This is a genomic window from Pantoea sp. GCM10028869, assembly GCF_042666835.1.
GTDB classification, from domain to species: domain Bacteria; phylum Pseudomonadota; class Gammaproteobacteria; order Enterobacterales; family Enterobacteriaceae; genus Pantoea; species Pantoea leporis.
In genome coordinates, this window is sequence record NZ_JBHTGO010000001.1 from 285,828 (window position 1) to 302,295 (window position 16,468).

At 53.9% G+C, this 16,468-nt stretch carries 18 protein-coding genes; 13 read left to right on the top strand and 5 right to left on the bottom strand.

Annotation, left to right across the window (positions count from 1 at the left end):
• Positions 1 to 80: 80 nt before the first annotated feature.
• Complete coding sequence (locus tag ACFQW4_RS01405) at positions 81 to 302, bottom strand: hypothetical protein (RefSeq protein WP_377723321.1); 222 nt, start codon at positions 300 to 302, stop codon at positions 81 to 83.
• 392 nt (positions 303 to 694) lie between these two features.
• Between ACFQW4_RS01405 and ACFQW4_RS01410 the strand changes: the two genes are divergently transcribed.
• A complete protein-coding gene (locus ACFQW4_RS01410; protein WP_101761493.1) occupies positions 695 to 1,144 on the top strand; it encodes an NUDIX hydrolase in 450 nt (149 codons plus the stop codon).
• 101 nt (positions 1,145 to 1,245) lie between these two features.
• On the opposite strand, the gene ACFQW4_RS01415 is transcribed toward ACFQW4_RS01410, so the two are convergent.
• Together ACFQW4_RS01415 and ACFQW4_RS01420 are read right to left on the bottom strand one after the other, a co-directional pair.
• The gene (locus ACFQW4_RS01415) at positions 1,246 to 1,689 is read right to left on the bottom strand and encodes a VOC family protein (RefSeq protein ID WP_377723323.1); all 444 of its coding nucleotides are present in this window, start codon (positions 1,687 to 1,689) and stop codon (positions 1,246 to 1,248) included.
• A 70-nt stretch (positions 1,690 to 1,759) separates the two neighbouring features.
• On the bottom strand, positions 1,760 to 2,263 hold the full coding sequence (locus ACFQW4_RS01420; protein ID WP_377723325.1) for a GNAT family N-acetyltransferase: 504 nt from the start codon (positions 2,261 to 2,263) through the stop codon (positions 1,760 to 1,762).
• Between the two features lie 396 nt (positions 2,264 to 2,659).
• Between ACFQW4_RS01420 and ACFQW4_RS01425 the strand changes: the two genes are divergently transcribed.
• Together ACFQW4_RS01425 and ACFQW4_RS01430 are read left to right on the top strand one after the other, a co-directional pair.
• A complete protein-coding gene (locus ACFQW4_RS01425; RefSeq protein WP_377723327.1) occupies positions 2,660 to 3,265 on the top strand; it encodes a response regulator transcription factor in 606 nt (201 codons plus the stop codon).
• Between the two features lie 150 nt (positions 3,266 to 3,415).
• Positions 3,416 to 4,408: a sugar phosphate isomerase/epimerase family protein gene (locus tag ACFQW4_RS01430; protein ID WP_377723329.1), complete on the top strand. Its 993-nt coding sequence runs from the start codon at positions 3,416 to 3,418 to the stop codon at positions 4,406 to 4,408.
• 21 nt (positions 4,409 to 4,429) lie between these two features.
• Here the strand turns inward: ACFQW4_RS01430 and ACFQW4_RS01435 are convergent, their stop codons facing one another.
• Entirely contained in the window at positions 4,430 to 5,434 is a 1,005-nt protein-coding gene (locus tag ACFQW4_RS01435; protein WP_377723331.1) for a LacI family DNA-binding transcriptional regulator, read from the bottom strand.
• A gap of 310 nt (positions 5,435 to 5,744) precedes the next feature.
• On the opposite strand from ACFQW4_RS01435, the gene ACFQW4_RS01440 reads away from it, so the two are divergent.
• Together ACFQW4_RS01440 and ACFQW4_RS01445 are read left to right on the top strand one after the other, a co-directional pair.
• A complete protein-coding gene (locus ACFQW4_RS01440; protein WP_192412975.1) occupies positions 5,745 to 6,668 on the top strand; it encodes a substrate-binding domain-containing protein in 924 nt (307 codons plus the stop codon).
• 138 nt (positions 6,669 to 6,806) lie between these two features.
• Positions 6,807 to 7,622 carry a creatininase family protein gene (locus tag ACFQW4_RS01445; RefSeq protein ID WP_192412973.1) on the top strand — a complete coding sequence of 272 codons (816 nt, stop codon included), beginning with the start codon at positions 6,807 to 6,809 and terminating at the stop codon, positions 7,620 to 7,622.
• Between the two features lie 47 nt (positions 7,623 to 7,669).
• On the opposite strand, the gene ACFQW4_RS01450 is transcribed toward ACFQW4_RS01445, so the two are convergent.
• Positions 7,670 to 8,569 carry a LysR family transcriptional regulator gene (locus ACFQW4_RS01450; protein ID WP_101761485.1) on the bottom strand — a complete coding sequence of 300 codons (900 nt, stop codon included), beginning with the start codon at positions 8,567 to 8,569 and terminating at the stop codon, positions 7,670 to 7,672.
• A gap of 105 nt (positions 8,570 to 8,674) precedes the next feature.
• Here ACFQW4_RS01450 and ACFQW4_RS01455 point away from each other — a divergent pair, with 105 nt between their 5' ends.
• The 8 genes from ACFQW4_RS01455 (at position 8,675) to ACFQW4_RS01490 (ending at position 16,464) form a co-directional block, all read left to right on the top strand.
• Positions 8,675 to 9,685 carry a BMP family protein gene (locus tag ACFQW4_RS01455; protein ID WP_271460416.1) on the top strand — a complete coding sequence of 337 codons (1,011 nt, stop codon included), beginning with the start codon at positions 8,675 to 8,677 and terminating at the stop codon, positions 9,683 to 9,685.
• A 5-nt stretch (positions 9,686 to 9,690) separates the two neighbouring features.
• Positions 9,691 to 11,244: an ABC transporter ATP-binding protein gene (locus ACFQW4_RS01460; RefSeq protein ID WP_377723335.1), complete on the top strand. Its 1,554-nt coding sequence runs from the start codon at positions 9,691 to 9,693 to the stop codon at positions 11,242 to 11,244.
• Positions 11,228 to 12,343, top strand: coding sequence for an ABC transporter permease (locus ACFQW4_RS01465; protein WP_377723337.1), 1,116 nt, complete (start codon positions 11,228 to 11,230; stop codon positions 12,341 to 12,343). The genes ACFQW4_RS01460 and ACFQW4_RS01465 overlap by 17 nt, the downstream gene beginning before the upstream one ends.
• A complete protein-coding gene (locus ACFQW4_RS01470) occupies positions 12,340 to 13,278 on the top strand; it encodes an ABC transporter permease (protein WP_377723339.1) in 939 nt (312 codons plus the stop codon). Before ACFQW4_RS01465 ends, ACFQW4_RS01470 begins: the two co-directional genes overlap by 4 nt.
• Positions 13,279 to 13,281: 3 nt before the next feature.
• Positions 13,282 to 13,704, top strand: a complete 423-nt coding sequence (locus ACFQW4_RS01475; protein ID WP_377723341.1) for a cupin domain-containing protein — start codon at positions 13,282 to 13,284, stop codon at positions 13,702 to 13,704.
• 1 nt (position 13,705) lies between these two features.
• Positions 13,706 to 14,479: a cysteine hydrolase family protein gene (locus ACFQW4_RS01480; RefSeq protein WP_110866915.1), complete on the top strand. Its 774-nt coding sequence runs from the start codon at positions 13,706 to 13,708 to the stop codon at positions 14,477 to 14,479.
• The gene (locus tag ACFQW4_RS01485) at positions 14,476 to 15,861 is read left to right on the top strand and encodes an amidohydrolase family protein (protein WP_377723343.1); all 1,386 of its coding nucleotides are present in this window, start codon (positions 14,476 to 14,478) and stop codon (positions 15,859 to 15,861) included. Before ACFQW4_RS01480 ends, ACFQW4_RS01485 begins: the two co-directional genes overlap by 4 nt.
• A gap of 153 nt (positions 15,862 to 16,014) precedes the next feature.
• Positions 16,015 to 16,464, top strand: a complete 450-nt coding sequence (locus ACFQW4_RS01490) for a helix-turn-helix domain-containing protein (RefSeq protein ID WP_222233953.1) — start codon at positions 16,015 to 16,017, stop codon at positions 16,462 to 16,464.
• Positions 16,465 to 16,468 lie beyond the last annotated feature (4 nt).

Consider the following 16,468-nt stretch of genomic DNA (forward strand, 5'->3'; position numbering starts at 1 on the left):
TATGAGCGGGAGTAATAAAAGCAGGTTAGGGCGCTGAATGGCCCGAGAAAACGGCGCTTTTCCGGGGCCGTAGCGGCTAACTATTTCGCCAGGTTTTTGATGTTTTCGTCAATGCGCGCCTGGAGAAAGCGCAGCGTTTCCGCAGTGATTTGCTCTGGGAACATATCGGCCGCTTTGCGGGCAAAGCCAGTTGCAACCGAACAGTAATTATCGATGATATCGCCTGCCTGCGCTGGCGTGAGTTCAGTTTCCTGTTGCCCGAGCGCTAATAGGTGAGCGCGTTTAATCTCTGCGCAACCCATAACAGCTTGACGATTTCTACGGGTTTGCTAAGAGTTAAATCCAGCATATTGTGGCTTAACGTCCAAAAATGACTTTAACACCCAATATTATGGAGTTAATCAACGCTTTCGGCGAGTTGTTGTTCCAGAAAGGCAATAAACGCTCTTACCTTTGCATTCAGCGCCGAACGCTCGTTGACGCAAGCATAAATATTCATCGGTGAAGCCACTACGTCGCTTTACTCTCCTTGATATGAATAGAATAAGGGTATGAGTAGAAGTGATCGGGTTCAGGCAAATCTGAGATGTACGACATTATGCAATAACATATAATTTAACTTGGGCTCTGTTTTATTTTTATCCTCAAAATCAGTTATGCTGACCTGCATTGAAAATGAAAAAGGAATTATCCATTGCGTACCCGTGATTCTGCACGTTTGCTTATTATGAACTTCCTTAATCAGGTCTTATTATTCAAGTTCAGGCATGAGAAGGATGCGCTGGCAGGTAAAGTATACTGGGCAACTCCCGGTGGAGGCGTGGAATCAGAAGAGACTTTTGAGCAGGCAGCCATTCGGGAACTTAGAGAAGAAACAGGCATTTATGTTAATGATGTAGGACAGGCGTTAACGGAGAGAACCTTTGAAATGACTCTGCCCAGCGGTGAGGTGGTTCTGGCACATGAGCGATTTTATTTTATTAAAATAGGCGATGAAGATATCAGTACCAGCGGATGGACTGAAAATGAAAAATCAGTCATCAATAGTTATCATTGGTGGGATCTTAATGAACTCCGAAATACTGACGACGTTGTTTATCCCTCAAATATCCCTGATATCTGCTCAAATGCCTCATCAATCTAAGTGCGTATAATCATGATTATGTTAAATCAAGCATCTCATCGCGCACTCATACCACGTCTAAACCCGATATCAACCGTCACCCTTTCAAGTGACGTTTTAGGTTAAACACCCGCGTTAAGGTGGCTGGTAATAATCTCAAGGCCAATCTGTTGGCCATATGAAAGTTCAAGCGTGTTGCCATCGGGATCGGCGAAGAATGCCCAATAACCGACGGGAGCGGCTGATTGTTGCGCTGGGCGGCGTAACACACCTTCGCATTCAGCCTGAGCAACCCTGGCATCAATTTCTTCTTTACTGTCACATGCAACGCCAATATGACCAAACGGACCCAGAGGCGTATCCACTGTGGTTTGAGATTGCACCAACACCAACGCAAATGGACGCGTTAAATCAGAAAGCCATGCGACTTTTTGCGCTTCTGCAATGCCTGGTGCCCGCTCATGGATCACCTGCATCCCTGCGTAACGTTGATAGAAATCGATGCTGCGTTCTATATCTCTCACTTGCAGCGCTATGTGGCTAAAACCAATATCGTGCTCTTTCATATTCCAATCCTGTAAAATAAGAAGAATTGGAATATGACATAAAATGTTGATGGCACTTGTTCACTAATGCCTAAAGATGAAGCTCATACACCACGCAAGGCACATCGTAGTGTTGCTCAATCGCTTTGTAGGTCATGCCAAGCCGCTGCATCACCTTTTGCGAAGCGGCATTCTCAGGATCGGCCACCGCAACCAAATATTTAACGCCAACCTTTTCTACCGCAAACTTAACTATCGCCTGCGCGGCTTCGGTGGCAAAACCTTTGCCGTGATAATTGGCATTGAGACGCCAGCCAATTTCCAATGGCGCACCATCCTGATTGGCTAAATGCTGCAGACAGCAAGCACCGACGATTTCGCCAGACTCTTTTTCCCGCATCGCCCACCAGGAAAAACCATATCGCTGCCAGCGCGATTGAACGCGTTCGATACTCGTCAGGGTTTCTTCTGGCGTTTTAACTACGCCATTGCTGATGTAACGCATAATTTCCGGATCGCTTTCCATCGCTCGCAGTCCGTCAAAATGCGCCAGCTCAAAGGATTCCAGCCGCAGTCGGGTTGTTTCTAATTCCATCATTCCTCCACTTTATGAAGAGCCTACACCAGCGTCATCGCATACGGTGACGCTTCAGAAATATCCAACTGCTGCTCCAGTTAACTATGTCGGCTATTTTCCTCAACAGCAAATGAAAGGCGCCAGGCTGATACACCACCCGCTACCTTTCCTGGCTGTGAATCGCTTTATGTTATTATTTTCGTTTCACATTTTTTCCAGCGGCAGGCCCGATGCAAGGCTAACGCCCAGCGCGTCCATACGTTCACCCAGCGGTTATATCTCAACAACACTGACATGCCTTTAAATCTGTAATCGCGAATTTGGGAAATTTCGTACAAACCTCCCTTCCCCAGTCCGATATTCATAGCACCGGGATCGCGCTTTAATGCCAGCATAATAAAGATGGGGATAACTATGTTGTCATTAACGCTGATAGACAATAACAAATGGATTACTGAAGGGATTTCACGTTATTTTTCCGGGAAATTTATTCATGTAAAAAATATAGATAGTGACGATATTGACTCAGCGCTGAGTAAGATCGCAGGAACGGATTTGCTCATCAGTGAATTAACCGCTTATGGCCGCGATGTGCAATTCTTTACCGAATTATTGCTGAAAGTCCAACGGACTTCGCCAGACACGCGGATTATCGTGCTAACCGATTTGCATGAGAAAGCGGTCATAAGCTATGTGGTCAGTTTGCTTCCAGGTGTTACTTTTCTCTCTAAAAAGTGCAGTCTGAAAGCGCTTTCTGATGCTGTATTAGGTTTACCGTTGGCTACAGAATTTGAGGCGGATGTTCGCCGCACCAAGCAAACCCTTTCAGCGCGGGAGTTCGGCTTATTGCGCATGCTGGGGCAAACCAGCAATCTCACCGATATTGGATACAAACTGCATCTCAGTTGCAAAACCATCAGCCATCATCGGCAGAGTATTATTCGCAAGCTCAACTGCGCCAACAATAAAGAGTTATTCAGCCGGTTAAGCCGGATGGGATATCACAGCAAACCGGTTTGAACAAAGGGGCATGGCATCGAATATTGTGTGATTACGGTTGCATTTCCGTCAATGATTGCTGGTTAACTGCGCACGCCGAGGCGCAGAATGGAATATATAACCATATATGAATATATATTCAATGACGCAATCATCTGAGGAGAAGGTCTAATGAGTTCCTACACGTATCCGAAATTTGGTGCCGGATTGTGGCACTTCGCCAACTATATCGATCGCTACGCCGTAGATGGTTACGGGCCAGCGCTTAGCACCCTTGATCAGATTAAACTCGCTGGCAGCGTCGAGGACCTTTCCTATGTTGATGTGCCCTATCCCTTCACCGAAGGCGTGACCGTAGCGCAGGTTAAACAAGCGCTCGCCGATGCCGGATTGAAAGCGATTGGCGTGACGCCAGAAATTTATCTGCGCCGCTTTTCACGCGGTGCTTTCACCAATCCCGATGCCACCATTCGCCAACAGGCATTTGATTTAATGCACGAAGCCGCCACCGTAGTGCGTGAGCTGGGGGCTAACTACGTGAAAGTCTGGCCGGGTCAGGATGGCTGGGATTATCCGTTCCAGGTCGATCATAAAAACCTGTGGAAGATGGCCGTAGAGGGTATGCGCGAACTGGCGAGCGCCAATCCAGACGTCAAATTTGCTATCGAGTACAAACCGCGTGAACCACGCGTGAAAATGACCTGGGATTCAGCTGCGCGTACGCTGCTTGGCATTGAGGATATTGGACTGGATAACGTTGGCGTGCTGCTCGATTTTGGTCATGCACTGTTTGCCGGTGAATCCCCAGCGGATTCCGCCCAGCTGATTATCGATCGTGGTCGTCTGTTTGGTATGGACGTCAACGACAACCTGCGCGGCTGGGATGACGATTTGGTGGTCGGTACCGTGCACATGACCGAGATTTTTGAGTTCTTCTATGTTCTGAAGATCAATAACTGGGACGGCGTGTGGCAGCTTGATCAATTCCCGTTCCGTGAAGATCATGTTGAAGCCGCCAATCTGTCGATTCGCTTCCTCAAACATATCTATCGCGCGCTGGATAAGCTGGATATCGCCGCGTTGCAGGAAGCGCAGCGTGAGCAAAACCCGCTAAAAGCGCAAAGAATTATTCAAAATGCGTTGCTGACCAGCATAGAACAGTGATTTTACGTCGTGGGTCGTCATTTATGGCGACCTCAAATGCGAACGCCGTACTCGCATTTCACCCCGCCGCCAATGCTCATCCGCACTCTCGCGACCATCAATCAATCGGTTTAACGCTTCGGCGATCAGCAGATCAATACGTTGGCTAAAGGTGGTGAGTTGGCAGCCTGGCGCGCTGGCTTCTTCAATATCATCGAATCCCACCACCGCAATCCTTGGCCTGGTCGGGGCGGCGCGCATCGCTTCCATCGCGCCGAGCGCCAGCACATCGTTTTCACAGAACAGCGCATCAATTGCGGGCGCATCCGGTTGACGCAGATAATCGCTCATCGCTTGCCAGCTGCGTGCACGATCGTAGCTGCCGGCTTTAAGCAGCACATCAATTTGACAGCCCGCTTGTTGCAGCGTCGCTTCAAATCCCTCTTTGCGCAGCAGATGTGACGTTGGTGTATCCGGACCTTGCATAAAACCAAACCGTTGCGCGCCCTGCGCCAGCAACAGCTCGGCGATTTGCTTGCCGGCGGCATAACCATCAATCGCCACCACATCGATGCCCTGCGCATGCGTATTGCGACACAGCTGCACCAGCGGAATGTTGTACATATCCTCCACCAGCGTAATCAGCTGCGCCGATAACACCGTACCGAGAAACAAAATGCCGTCGATCTGCAATTGATCCGCCTGCGTCATTACCGATCGATACGGCTCGCCGTCGGTGATGTTGAGGATCAACGCCATATAGCCGCGACGTTGTAGCTGCTGCGTAGCTTCATTGAGAATCATCAGCGTATGCGGATTTTTCAGTTCGTCGATCACCACGCCAATAATATGCGTTTTCTTCTTTACCAGACTACGCGCCAGCAAATTGGGCCGATATCCCAGCTCTTTAGCGATGCGCATCACCTTCTCGCGCGCCTTCTCAGAGATTGAAGCGCCGGGCATAAACGCGCGCGATACCGTCCATTTCGATACGCCGGCAAGAAGCGCCACATCGCTGGCCGTGGCTTTTTTTACTGTTCTCGTCATCGGCTCCCTTCCGCAAATTAGCTGGCAAAAAGCGAGCATAGAGCGATTCCTCATGTAAGCAAGAGGCGATTTTTGCAAACTTTGCACCCGGTTGCATTTTTGTAATGCACTCGGGTGCAAATCGTGATGATTTTGTGATCGTGGTGATGAAATCGCTTTTTGCTGCGTTGACTATTTTTCAACCGTGCCAGAGAGTGAATGCAGCACATCGCGTTGTCCGTCTGAACATGATGTCAATCAGCGGGACTCATCCCGTTGATTTTGCACCCGGATGCAAAATAATTGAAACCTCCCCTACAGAGATAAAAAAATGAAATTATTCAAAGTACTAATGCTTATCTGCGGTTTGCTCAGTGTGTTCACTGCCCAGGCGAAAACCTACATGGTTGGCGTCGCTCTGGCTAATCTCGATCTCAATTTTGTTTCCATCTTACGAAGCCAGATGGAAAAGCAGCTTAAAGACAAAGGGCTTAACAGCCAGTTTGCCGATGCTAAAGGCGATGTATCTCTGCAAATCCAGCAGGTGGATGATTTCATCAATCAGGGCGCAGACGCGATCATCATCAACCCGGTGGATACGCAAGGCGTAATGCCGGTGATCGCCGCTGCGCAGAAAGCCAATATCCCGCTGATCTTCGTGAACCGTAAACCCGAAGTGAAACTGACCGGCAAAATGGCTTACGTCGGTTCAGATTCGGCGTTAAGCGGCAAGATGGAGATCGAAGCTTTAGCCAAACGTCTGGATAACAAAGGAAATATCGCCATTCTGATGGGCGCCCTCTCCACCGAAGAAGCACGTCAGCGCACCAAAGCGGTTGAAGATTATGTGAAGGATCATCCCGGCCTGAAAGTGATTCAGAAACAGAGCGCCAACTGGCAGCGCAACGAAGCGGTCGATAAAACCCTGTCATGGTTGCAGGATGGGAATGATATCAACGCCATCATCGCGAACAACGATGAAATGGCGATCGGGGCGATTATGGCGCTCGATCAGTTGAAGAAAAGCAATGTGTTAGTCGCCGGCATCGACGGCACGCCGGATGGTTTGCAGTTTATTAAGAACGGCAAAATGGCGGTGACGATCTTCCAGGATGCGAAAGGCCAGGCGACCGGTGCAGTCGATGTGGCTTACGACATGTTGAGCGGTAAAAAGACCGAAGCCTACAACTGGGTGCCATACCAGACGGTGACCAAAGAAAATTATCAGGAATTCACCAGTAAAAATCAGAAGTAACGCCGCTCTTGTTGGGTCGCCGATCATTCATGGCGACCTGCTTATGACCAATGCCTTTAAAGCAACGCAAAGTGCGAATTTTGTTGCTTCCATTGCACTATTAACCCGCTATGTTGGGGTTAAAAAATGGAGGTCAACATGCTCAAACCGTCTTCGCCCTGGTGGTGGGATCTCTCAACCCGGGAATTCAGTGAACTTGATATGGCGAATATCGTCGCCGTGCTGCCGATTGGCGCAGTTGAACAACATGGCCCGCATCTACCGGTGCGTGTGGATGCGGCGATCAACGCCGGCATTATTCAACGCGCGGTGGAATTATTGCCCGACGATCTTCCTTTGCTGGTGCTGCCCGCGCTGCCGATGGGTAAATCGGATGAACATCTTGCCTATCCCGGCACCCTTTCGCTGCCGTATGACGTGTTAGGCAAAGTGTGGTTCGAAGTCGCAAAAAGCGCCTGGCGCGCCGGAATTCGCAAGCTGATTTTCTGGAACTCGCACGGCGGACAGCCGCAGCTGATGGAGATCGTCTGTCGCCAGCTGCGCATCGAACTGGGCATGTTTGCCGTCAGCGCCAGCTGGTTCCGTACCATTGATGCATCGGATCTCTACAGCGCGCATGAACTTAATCACGGCATTCACGGCGGTGAATCAGAAACCAGCATGATGCTGCATTTGCACCCTGAACTGGTGCAGATGCAGCACGCCGCTCATTTCGTTTCCACTTCGGTGGCGCTTGAAGCGACCGGCGGTATTTTAACGCCGGAAGGCGGCATTGGTTTTGGCTGGATGGCGCAGGATCTGCATCTGTCTGGTGCTACCGGCAACGCCGCAGCGGCGGATGCTGAGCGCGGTGCGATTGCCACCGATCGTGCTGCACATGCGCTGCTGAAGCTGGCACGCGAAGTGAACGATTTCGATATTCATTTCCTGACCGATCGCACCGCATTCTCGTAGGGTCGCCATGTAAGGTGACCAAGTGCGCATTAATGCGCACCCTACGATTAACGCAATTCCGACATCATCCCTTTAATGGTTTCGGCGAACACGCTACCAATCGCGCTGGTACCGCGATCGTGGCCGATCAACATCAGCGTTTGCGTGTGCTGCGCCAGTTCGCGCACCGGAATATAGATTAACCGGCCGCTGCGCTGGTCAGATTCAATGTCAATCGGCGTGAGAAACGTGAGAGTTTGATCCATCATCGCCGACTGGCGCATTACCTCGATCGAATTGGTTTCAATAACTGGCTGCATATTGATCGAGGCACGCGCGAACACTTCATTTAGGTAAGGCCGAATCACCATCGATTTGTCGGCAATCACCACCGGATACGGCAAGCAATCACTCAAACGTAAACTGGATTTCTCCGCCAGCGGGTGCCCCGCGCCCACCACCGCGCCCAATCGCACCGGCACGCTGGCAATATTGCGATGCACCGGCTGCAAGTCGAAATCAAATCCAATCCCCAAATCGGCCTCGCCACTTGCCACCGCGTTAGTGATGTTCTCGCCGGTGGTGAGTTGTTGCAGCAGCAATTTCACCCGCGGATTGGCGCGGCGAAACTCCGCTGCCACGCGCGGAATCAGGTTTGCTGCTAATCCGCTCATCATTGCTACCGTCACTTCGCCGCGCCGCAGTCCTTTCAGCTCTTCGATTTTCATCTGCGCGATTTCAATCTCTTTAAAGCTCTGACGCACATGATGAATCAGCGCTTCACCGGCGGCGGTAAGGATCATTTTGCGCGGCAAACGCTGAAACAGCGGCGTGCCAAGCTCCTCTTCCAGCGCAATCAGCTGGCGGTTAATCGCCGACGCGGAGATGTGTAGCCGTTCAGCCGCTTTGCGAATTGAACCGCTGCGCGCCACCTGATCGATATACACAAACAAACGATGTTGCAGCATATTCCCCCTGCGTTGCCTTTTAGGCATCGGTAAGTACTAAAAATGATGCTTTTAAGATAATGCTCTTCCGGTGATTAATACATCAAAACCACACCAGGAGAACACATGATGGCAGACGTATCCCGCAGAAAGTTTGCGAAGTTAGTGGCTGGCGCACTGTTGTTACCCGCGCTGGCACCGATGTTGTCGCGCAAAGCGATGGCGGCGAATAACACCATAAAAATCGCCCTGCTGTTGCCCGGCTCGGTTGCCGATGGCGGCTGGAGTTCGCTGGCGTATGCCGGATTGCAGAGCCTGCAAAAAGCCGGTTTCAGCGTGGCGCACAGCGAAAGCGTGTCGCAGGCGCAGATGGATCAAACCATACGTGGCTACGCCGATGACGGTTACACGCTGATCATTGGCCACAGCTTTGAATACGGCTCGGCGTTTGCCGAAATCGCGCCGGAATATCCTGATACATATTTCTTCGCGTCCACCTTCAAGCCAGGCGAAAAATCACCGGACAACGTGGAATACGTCAACCTCGCCTATCTGCAAGGCGCCTATGCCGCCGGTGCGCTGGCGGCGCTGATCTCCGCAAAAGGCAAAGCGGTCGGCTTTGTGGGCGGCGGCGATAATCCCACGCAGCAGGCAATGATGCGCGCCTTTATTCAGGCCGCTGAGAAAACCCGTCCGGGCATCAAAGGCATGGGCGTGGTGACCGGCGATTACGACAACGCCGCCAAAGGCCGTGAAGCTGCCACCACCATGATTGGCAACGGCGCGGATGTGATTTGGCATGCCGCAGACGTCACCGGCCTCGGCGCGATGCAAGGCGCGGCAGCGGCGAAAGTCAAAGCTATCGGCTGCTATGTCGATCAGCGTGATGTCGCGCCCGATTATGTTGCCTGCAGCTTCCGCCAGAACCTCGACTGGATGGTGGAACAGGTTGGCGAGTCGGTGGCGAATAAAACCTTCAAAGGCGGCGACGAATGGCACCCCACCGTTGGCAAAGCCTGGTCGGTGGTCAATGGCAGCGAACATTACAATGCCAAACTGGTGAGTGCCAGCGCATGGGCTAGCTTCCAGCAGATCTGGCAGCAGCTTGATAGCGGCGCGCTGAAGCCAGTGGTTTAACCATCATGACAGCAACAGCAAACATCCGCGTCGCGCTGAAAAATATCACCAAACGCTTTGCGCGCGTGGTGGCCAATGATGACGTGTCGCTCAGCATTAAAGCCGGCGAAATCCACGCGCTGCTGGGTGAAAACGGCGCGGGCAAAAGCACGCTGATGCAAATCCTTTACGGCCTGTATCAGGCCGATGAAGGCAGCATTGAGGTGGATGGCCAGGCGCAGCGTTTTCGCGATCCCAGCGATGCCATCGCCTGCGGCATTGGCATGGTGCATCAGGAATTCATGCTGGTGCAGCCGATGAGCGTGGTGGAAAACGTGGTGCTGGGATTAAAAGAAGGCGCTAGCGGCGTACTTGATCTGCGCGCGGCGGCGGCGCGTTTGCAGGCGCTATCGGATAAACACGGGCTGGCGATCGATCCCTGGGCGAAAGTGCAGCATTTGCCGATCGGCGTGCAGCAACGTGTGGAGATCCTCAAGCTGTTGTACCGTGATGCGCAGGTGCTGATTCTCGACGAACCGACGGCGGTGCTGACGCCGCAGGAGAAAGCCGGCCTGTTCGCTACCCTGAAATCACTGTGCGCAGAAGGCCGTTCGGTAGTGATTGTCACTCACAAACTGTATGAAATCATGGCGATTGCCCATCACGTTTCGGTGATGCGCGGCGGCAAAATGGTGGATTCAGTGGATATTAAAGACACTTCGGAGCGCGATCTGGCACGCCGCATGGTTGGGCGCGATGTGGTGCTGCGCGTCGAAAAAACGCCGTGCCAGCCGGGCAAAACCGTGTTGCAGGTGGATAGCATTGCGGTGCGTGATGCCAGCGGCCAGCAGAAAATCTGGCGCGTGTCGCTCAACGTCGCTGCGGGCGAAATCCTCGGCATTGCCGGTGTGGAAGGCAACGGTCAATCGGAGCTGGCGGAAGCGCTCCTTAACCTGCGTGAACTGGAAGCCGGTCGCATTCTGCTGAATGGCGAAGACATCAGCGACGATTCCCCCGCTACGCGCCGCCATAAAGGCATCAGTTTTATTCCGGCAGATCGGCGTGGCGTCGGTTCGGTGACCGATTTATCGATTACTGATAACGCCATGCTTGGCAGCCAGCGCACCTTTACCCGCGCGGGCGGCTGGCTGCTGGATCGCCAGCGCATTAGTCAGCATGCGCGCGACATCATCGCCCGCTTTGCGGTACGCACGCCGGATGCCGATTTCGAAGCCGGAAAACTCTCCGGCGGTAACCTGCAAAAGTTGATTCTCGGGCGCGAAGTCGCCAGCAATCCCTGCTTATTAGTGGTTGAACAGCCTACGCGCGGGCTGGATGTCGGCGCGATTGAGAGCGTGTGGCAAGGTTTGATGGCGGCGCGCGATCGCGGATGCGCCATTCTGATGATCTCCGCCGAGCTGGAGGAGATCATCAATCTCTCCGATCGCATCGCGGTGATGTACAGCGGCCAGATTGCCGGAGAAATGGACGCCGCCGACGCCACGCCAGAACGCCTCGGCGAACTGATGGCGGGCGCGCACCTGAAAAAAAACGGAGGCAACCATGAAGAAGCTGCTTGAGCGACGTCTGGCGCCCGCCGAATCCAGCGGCGCGCTAGTGTTAACCAGTTTTTGCGGCATCCTTGCCGCTTTCATCATTGCCGGTTTGCTGTTTATCCCGTTTGGCGGCAATCCGCTCTCGGCTTATGGCTTCCTGTTTGATGCCGCTTTTGGCTCGCTGCGCAGCTTCGGTCTCAGCCTGGTGCAATCCACGCCGCTGATGCTGATCGCGCTGGCAACCATCGTGGTGTGGCGCGCCGGGCTCGGTTATATCGGCTTCGAAGGCTGTTTTCTGCTGGGTGCCGCTGCGGCCAGTTGGATCGCGCTGTCGGGTACGCCGCAGGGCTTTCCGTGGGCGATTCCCGCGCTGCTCTACTGGCCGATGGTGCTGATTGCCGCCTTCCTTGCGGGCGCGCTTTGGGCCGGTTGGGTTGGCGCGTTACGGGTAAAATTTGGCGGCAACGATGTGCTGATTTCGCTGATGGCCAACTATGTGGCGCTGTTCATGGTGCAGTATCTGGTTTCCGGCCCAATGCGCGCGCCGGGCGATCTGCCGCAGACGCCACGTTTGCCGGTGGAGAGCTGGCTGCCGTTTGTGATGAACGGCATGCGCGCACATTGGGGCATCGCCATCGCGCTAGTCGCCACGCTGTTTGTCTTCTGGCTGATGCGTGCCACGCCCGCCGGTTTCGAAATCAAAATTGCCGGGCTGAATCCGCGCGCGGCGCGCTACAGCGGCGTGGATGTCAATCGCCGCCAAATGGGCGCGGTGCTGCTCGGCGGCGGATTGGCTGCACTGGCGGGATTGTGCGCGGTATTAGGCGTGCAACATCGCCTGATGGAAGGCATTTCCGGCGGCGTCGGCTTTATCGGCGTGGTGGTGGCTTTGCTGGCACGCCTCAATCCGCTGCTGGTGATCCCGACCGCCATTCTCTACGGCGGGCTGGAAGTGGGCGGCAGCGCCATGCAGCGCCAAACCGGCTTGCCCACTTCGGTAGTGTTGATTCTGCAAAGTCTGGTGGTGTTACTGATTCTGGCGGGCGATCTGCTGCGCTATTACCGCATCAACCTGCCCGGCGGGCGTAAGTCGCGCAGCCAGCTGGCGGAGGAACACTCATGAATCTGTGGATGAATCTCGATACCGCCTTTTTCGTCAGCTGGCTAGCCGCCGCAGTGCGCCTTGCCGGTCCGGTGTTACTGGCGGCGCTCGGTGAAATCTATGCCGAACGCTCCGGCGTACTGAATATCGGTATTGAAGGCACTATTCTGCTGGGCGCGCTTTCCAGCTACATGACGGCGGTTGAGAGCGGATCGACCGCGCTGGGCTTTATCGCCGGTGGCGTCGGCGGACTGCTGGTTGGCTGCGTGCTGGCGGCGCTCTACCTGCGCGCCCATGCCAGCCAGATTGTGGTGGGCATCGTCTTCAATATATTGGCAGCGGGATTAGCCACCTGGATTTACGCGCTGGTGATAGGCAATGCATCCTCACCTACCATCCCAATGCTCGAACCCTGGCATGTGCCGCTGCTCTCTTCGCTGCCGTTTATTGGCCCGATTCTGTTCCAGCAGCCGCTGCCGCTCTATCTCACTTTGCTGCTGGCGGTGCTGGCGCACTTTGGTCTGTTTCACACCCGCTTCGGCCTATCGCTGCGTGCGGTGGGCGAAAACCCGCGCGCGGCACATGCCGCCGGGCTCAACGTGTTGAAGATTCGCACGTGGGGCGTGCTGTTCTCCTGCGTGGGCGCTGGGTTAGCCGGCAGCTATTTGGTCACGGCGCAGATCGGCCTGTTCCGCGACAACATCGTCAGCGGGCAAGGTTTTATCGCGCTGGCGATTGTCATCTTTGGACGCTGGAGCCCGCTTAAAGCGCTGGTCGCCGCTTTTATCTTTGGCGCTGCAGATGCCCTGCAACTCTCGCTACAGCTGTTTGAGAACACGCTGCCGCCGCAGGTGCTGCTGGCGCTGCCTTACTTGCTCACCATTCTGGCGATGTCCGGCGTGGTGGGACGCACATTGCAACCCGGCGCATTAACGCAGCCTTATCGAAAGGAATAATTTATGAAATCGTTTCGTTTCAACAATCTTGCGGATGTTAAGGCGTTCCGTATCAGTGCGGACAGCAGCAACTATTGCGCCATCTTGTTCGACAAGCCGTCAGACGGCATTGAGAACATCTTTGTGGTAGAGATCTTCAACGTCGGCGGCGCGACGCCACCGAATGAACACGCCACCGCGCACGAGTTCTTCTATGTGCTGCACGGCGAAGGCGTGGCGCGCTGCAACGATGATGAACTTGAGATAAGCAAAGGCGATTCCCTGCTGCTGCATCCGGGTAACGATCACGCCATTCGTAACACCGGCAGCAGCAAGCTCTATACGCTGACGGTGATGACGCCGAATGAAGGCTTCTCCGAACTGATTCGTAGCGGTGACCCTGTCACGCTCGATGCTGAAGATATCCGCGTGTTAACGGGAGCCTGATATGCCGGAGAACGTTTTAGGCAGCAGTCGACACAATCAGTGGCGCGTTTCAGCGCAAGTGGTTGATACGCGGCGTCCAGCGCAGGTGTCGCGCAGCGTGCAGCTTACATCGCGTGAACGTTCAGTGATTTTTGATCTGCAGCGCACGGCTATCCTGGTGATTGATATGCAGAACGATTTCTGTCATGCCGAAGGCTGGCTCGGGCATATCGGCGTCGATGTCACGCCCGCGCGCGCGCCGATTGCACCGCTGCAAGCCTTGCTGCCAACGCTGCGCGCCGCTCAGGTACCGGTGATTTGGCTCAATTGGGGCAATCGCGCTGATAAACTCAATCTCAGCCCCGCGCTGCTGCACGTCTATAACCCGAACGGTGATGGCGTGGGATTAGGCGATCCGCTGCCGGTTTCCGGCGCGCCGGTGTTGCAGGCCGGCAGCTGGGCGGCGGAAGTGGTGGACGAACTGACGCCGGATGCCAATGACATTCGCGTCAACAAATACCGCATGTCCGGTTTTCAGGACAGCGAACTCGACAGCATTCTGCGCAATCTCAACGTCACCACGCTGCTGTTTGCCGGTGTTAACGTCGATCAGTGCGTGCTTTGCACCTTACAGGATGCCAACTTTCGCGGTTACGACTGCCTGCTGCTGGAAGATTGCAGCGCCACCACCTCGCCGGCTTATTGCCGCGATGCCACGCTGTATAACGTGCAGCAATGCTTTGGTTTTGTGGTCAATGCCGCTGAATTACAGCAGCAACTGGAGAACGCCTCATGAGTTATCTGCTGGCTGACGGCTGGATTATCACTATGAATCCGCAACGCGAGATTCTGGAACAGGCCAGTTTGCTGATTGAAGATAAGACCATTCGCGCCATCGGCACGCGCGACGCTTTGCAGCAGCGCTATCCTGAAGCGGAAATTATCAACTGCCGCGAACGCATTATTATGCCGGGCATGGTGAACACGCATACGCATCTGTTTCAGACGCTGCTGAAAGGTCTCGGCGATGACATGGTGCTGAAAAAGTGGTTCACCTGCATGACCGGACCCAGCGCCGTAGCGTTGACAGAAGAAGATGTTTACGCCGCCGCGCTGCACGGCTGCATGGAATCACTGCGTTCGGGCGTCACGTCGCTGGTCGATTTTATGTACGCGCATCCGCGCCGAGGATTAACCGCCAAAGTGATCGAGGCCTTTGAAGTCAGCGGCATTCGCGGTCATGTGTGTCGCGGTTTTCTCACCAGCGGCGCTGAGCACGGTATTCCTGCCGAACTGATCGAAACGCCTGAACAGGCGCTGGCCGATGCGCGCGCGGTGATCGATCGTTATCACCAGGTCGATGGCCGGGTAAAAGTCGGTCTGGCACCAAGCATGATTTGGGCGCTGGATGAGAAAGTACTGCGCGGCACGCGCCAGCTGGCGGATGAAACCGGCGTGCTGATCACTACGCATGTGGCGGAAACCGATTTTGAGATCGAGCAGGCAAAGCTGCGTTTTCAGGCCAGCGATACCGAATTCCTCAGCGATATCGGCTTCCTCGGCCCGGATGTGCTGGCGGTGCATTGCGTGCAGTGCAATTCGCGCGACATCCGCGCACTTAAACATCATGACACGCGCGTGTCGCACAATCCCTGCAGCAATCTCTACCTCGCTTCCGGCGTGCCGCCGATTCCGGATATGCTGGCTGCCGGCTTAACCGTTGGTTTGGGTTCAGACGGCCCGGCCAGCAGCAACAATCACAACCTTTTTCAGGCGATGAAAGTGGCGGCGCTGCTGCAAAAAGGCGTGCACCGCGATCCCACCATTATGACGGCGGAAAAAGTGCTGGAGATGGCGACCATCGATGGTGCGCGGGCAATTGGCCTCGAACATCTGGTGGGTTCGCTGGAAGTCGGCAAACGCGCCGATGTGGTGATCGTTGATACTTCGCATCCGGCGATGACGCCAATCCATCATCCGGTTTCATCGTTGGTCTACTCGGCGCTCGGCCACGAGGTCAGCGATGTGTTTGTTGATGGCGCTTATCTGCTGCGGAATGGTGAGTTTACCCAGCTCAATCAAAAAGAGGTGATGGCGCGTTCGCAACGTGCAGCGCATTCACTGGCGGTGCGCACCGGCAATGATAAAGCGCGCGGCTGGCGATCGGCGACGTTTTAAATTGAAGTGCTAATATTTTATATTTTAGGTTCATTAAATGATAATTTATTAGCACTTTTTCGTTTTTATTTTAATCATTAAAAATGGAATGCAGATCGACAAAGTGCTAATATTTTATCCATTAACCCCATTTAAAGATAAAATAGTGACACAATGGCACAGCGAACTTCTCTGCTTCTTCCTCAAACGAGCGAAATGCTTGCCGCTTTTGGAGAGCGATTAAAACTCGCTCGTAAAAGAAGAAAACTTACGGCTAAACAGGTGGCGGAACGCGCGGGAATGACCCCGATGACGTTGCGTTCGCTTGAAGCGGGTAGCGCGGGTGTGACTATCGGAGCCTATCTGGCTGTGATGCAGGTGTTAGGACTCGAACAGGATCTCAATCTGCTGGCTGCTGAGGATACTCTGGGTCGCCAACTGCAAGATGCACGTCTTACCTCAACGACTAAATTATTTGCCGCTAAATCAGCGTATAAGGTTGATGAGGGTGAGAACAGCACGCAGGTAGCTGAGGCGAATAAGCGCGGAGTTGAGCAAAAAAACGCTCAGACAGTCACCTCTGCCGGCCTCGCCTCACTGCTAATTTCAGGGAAGAAAAAATAGGACA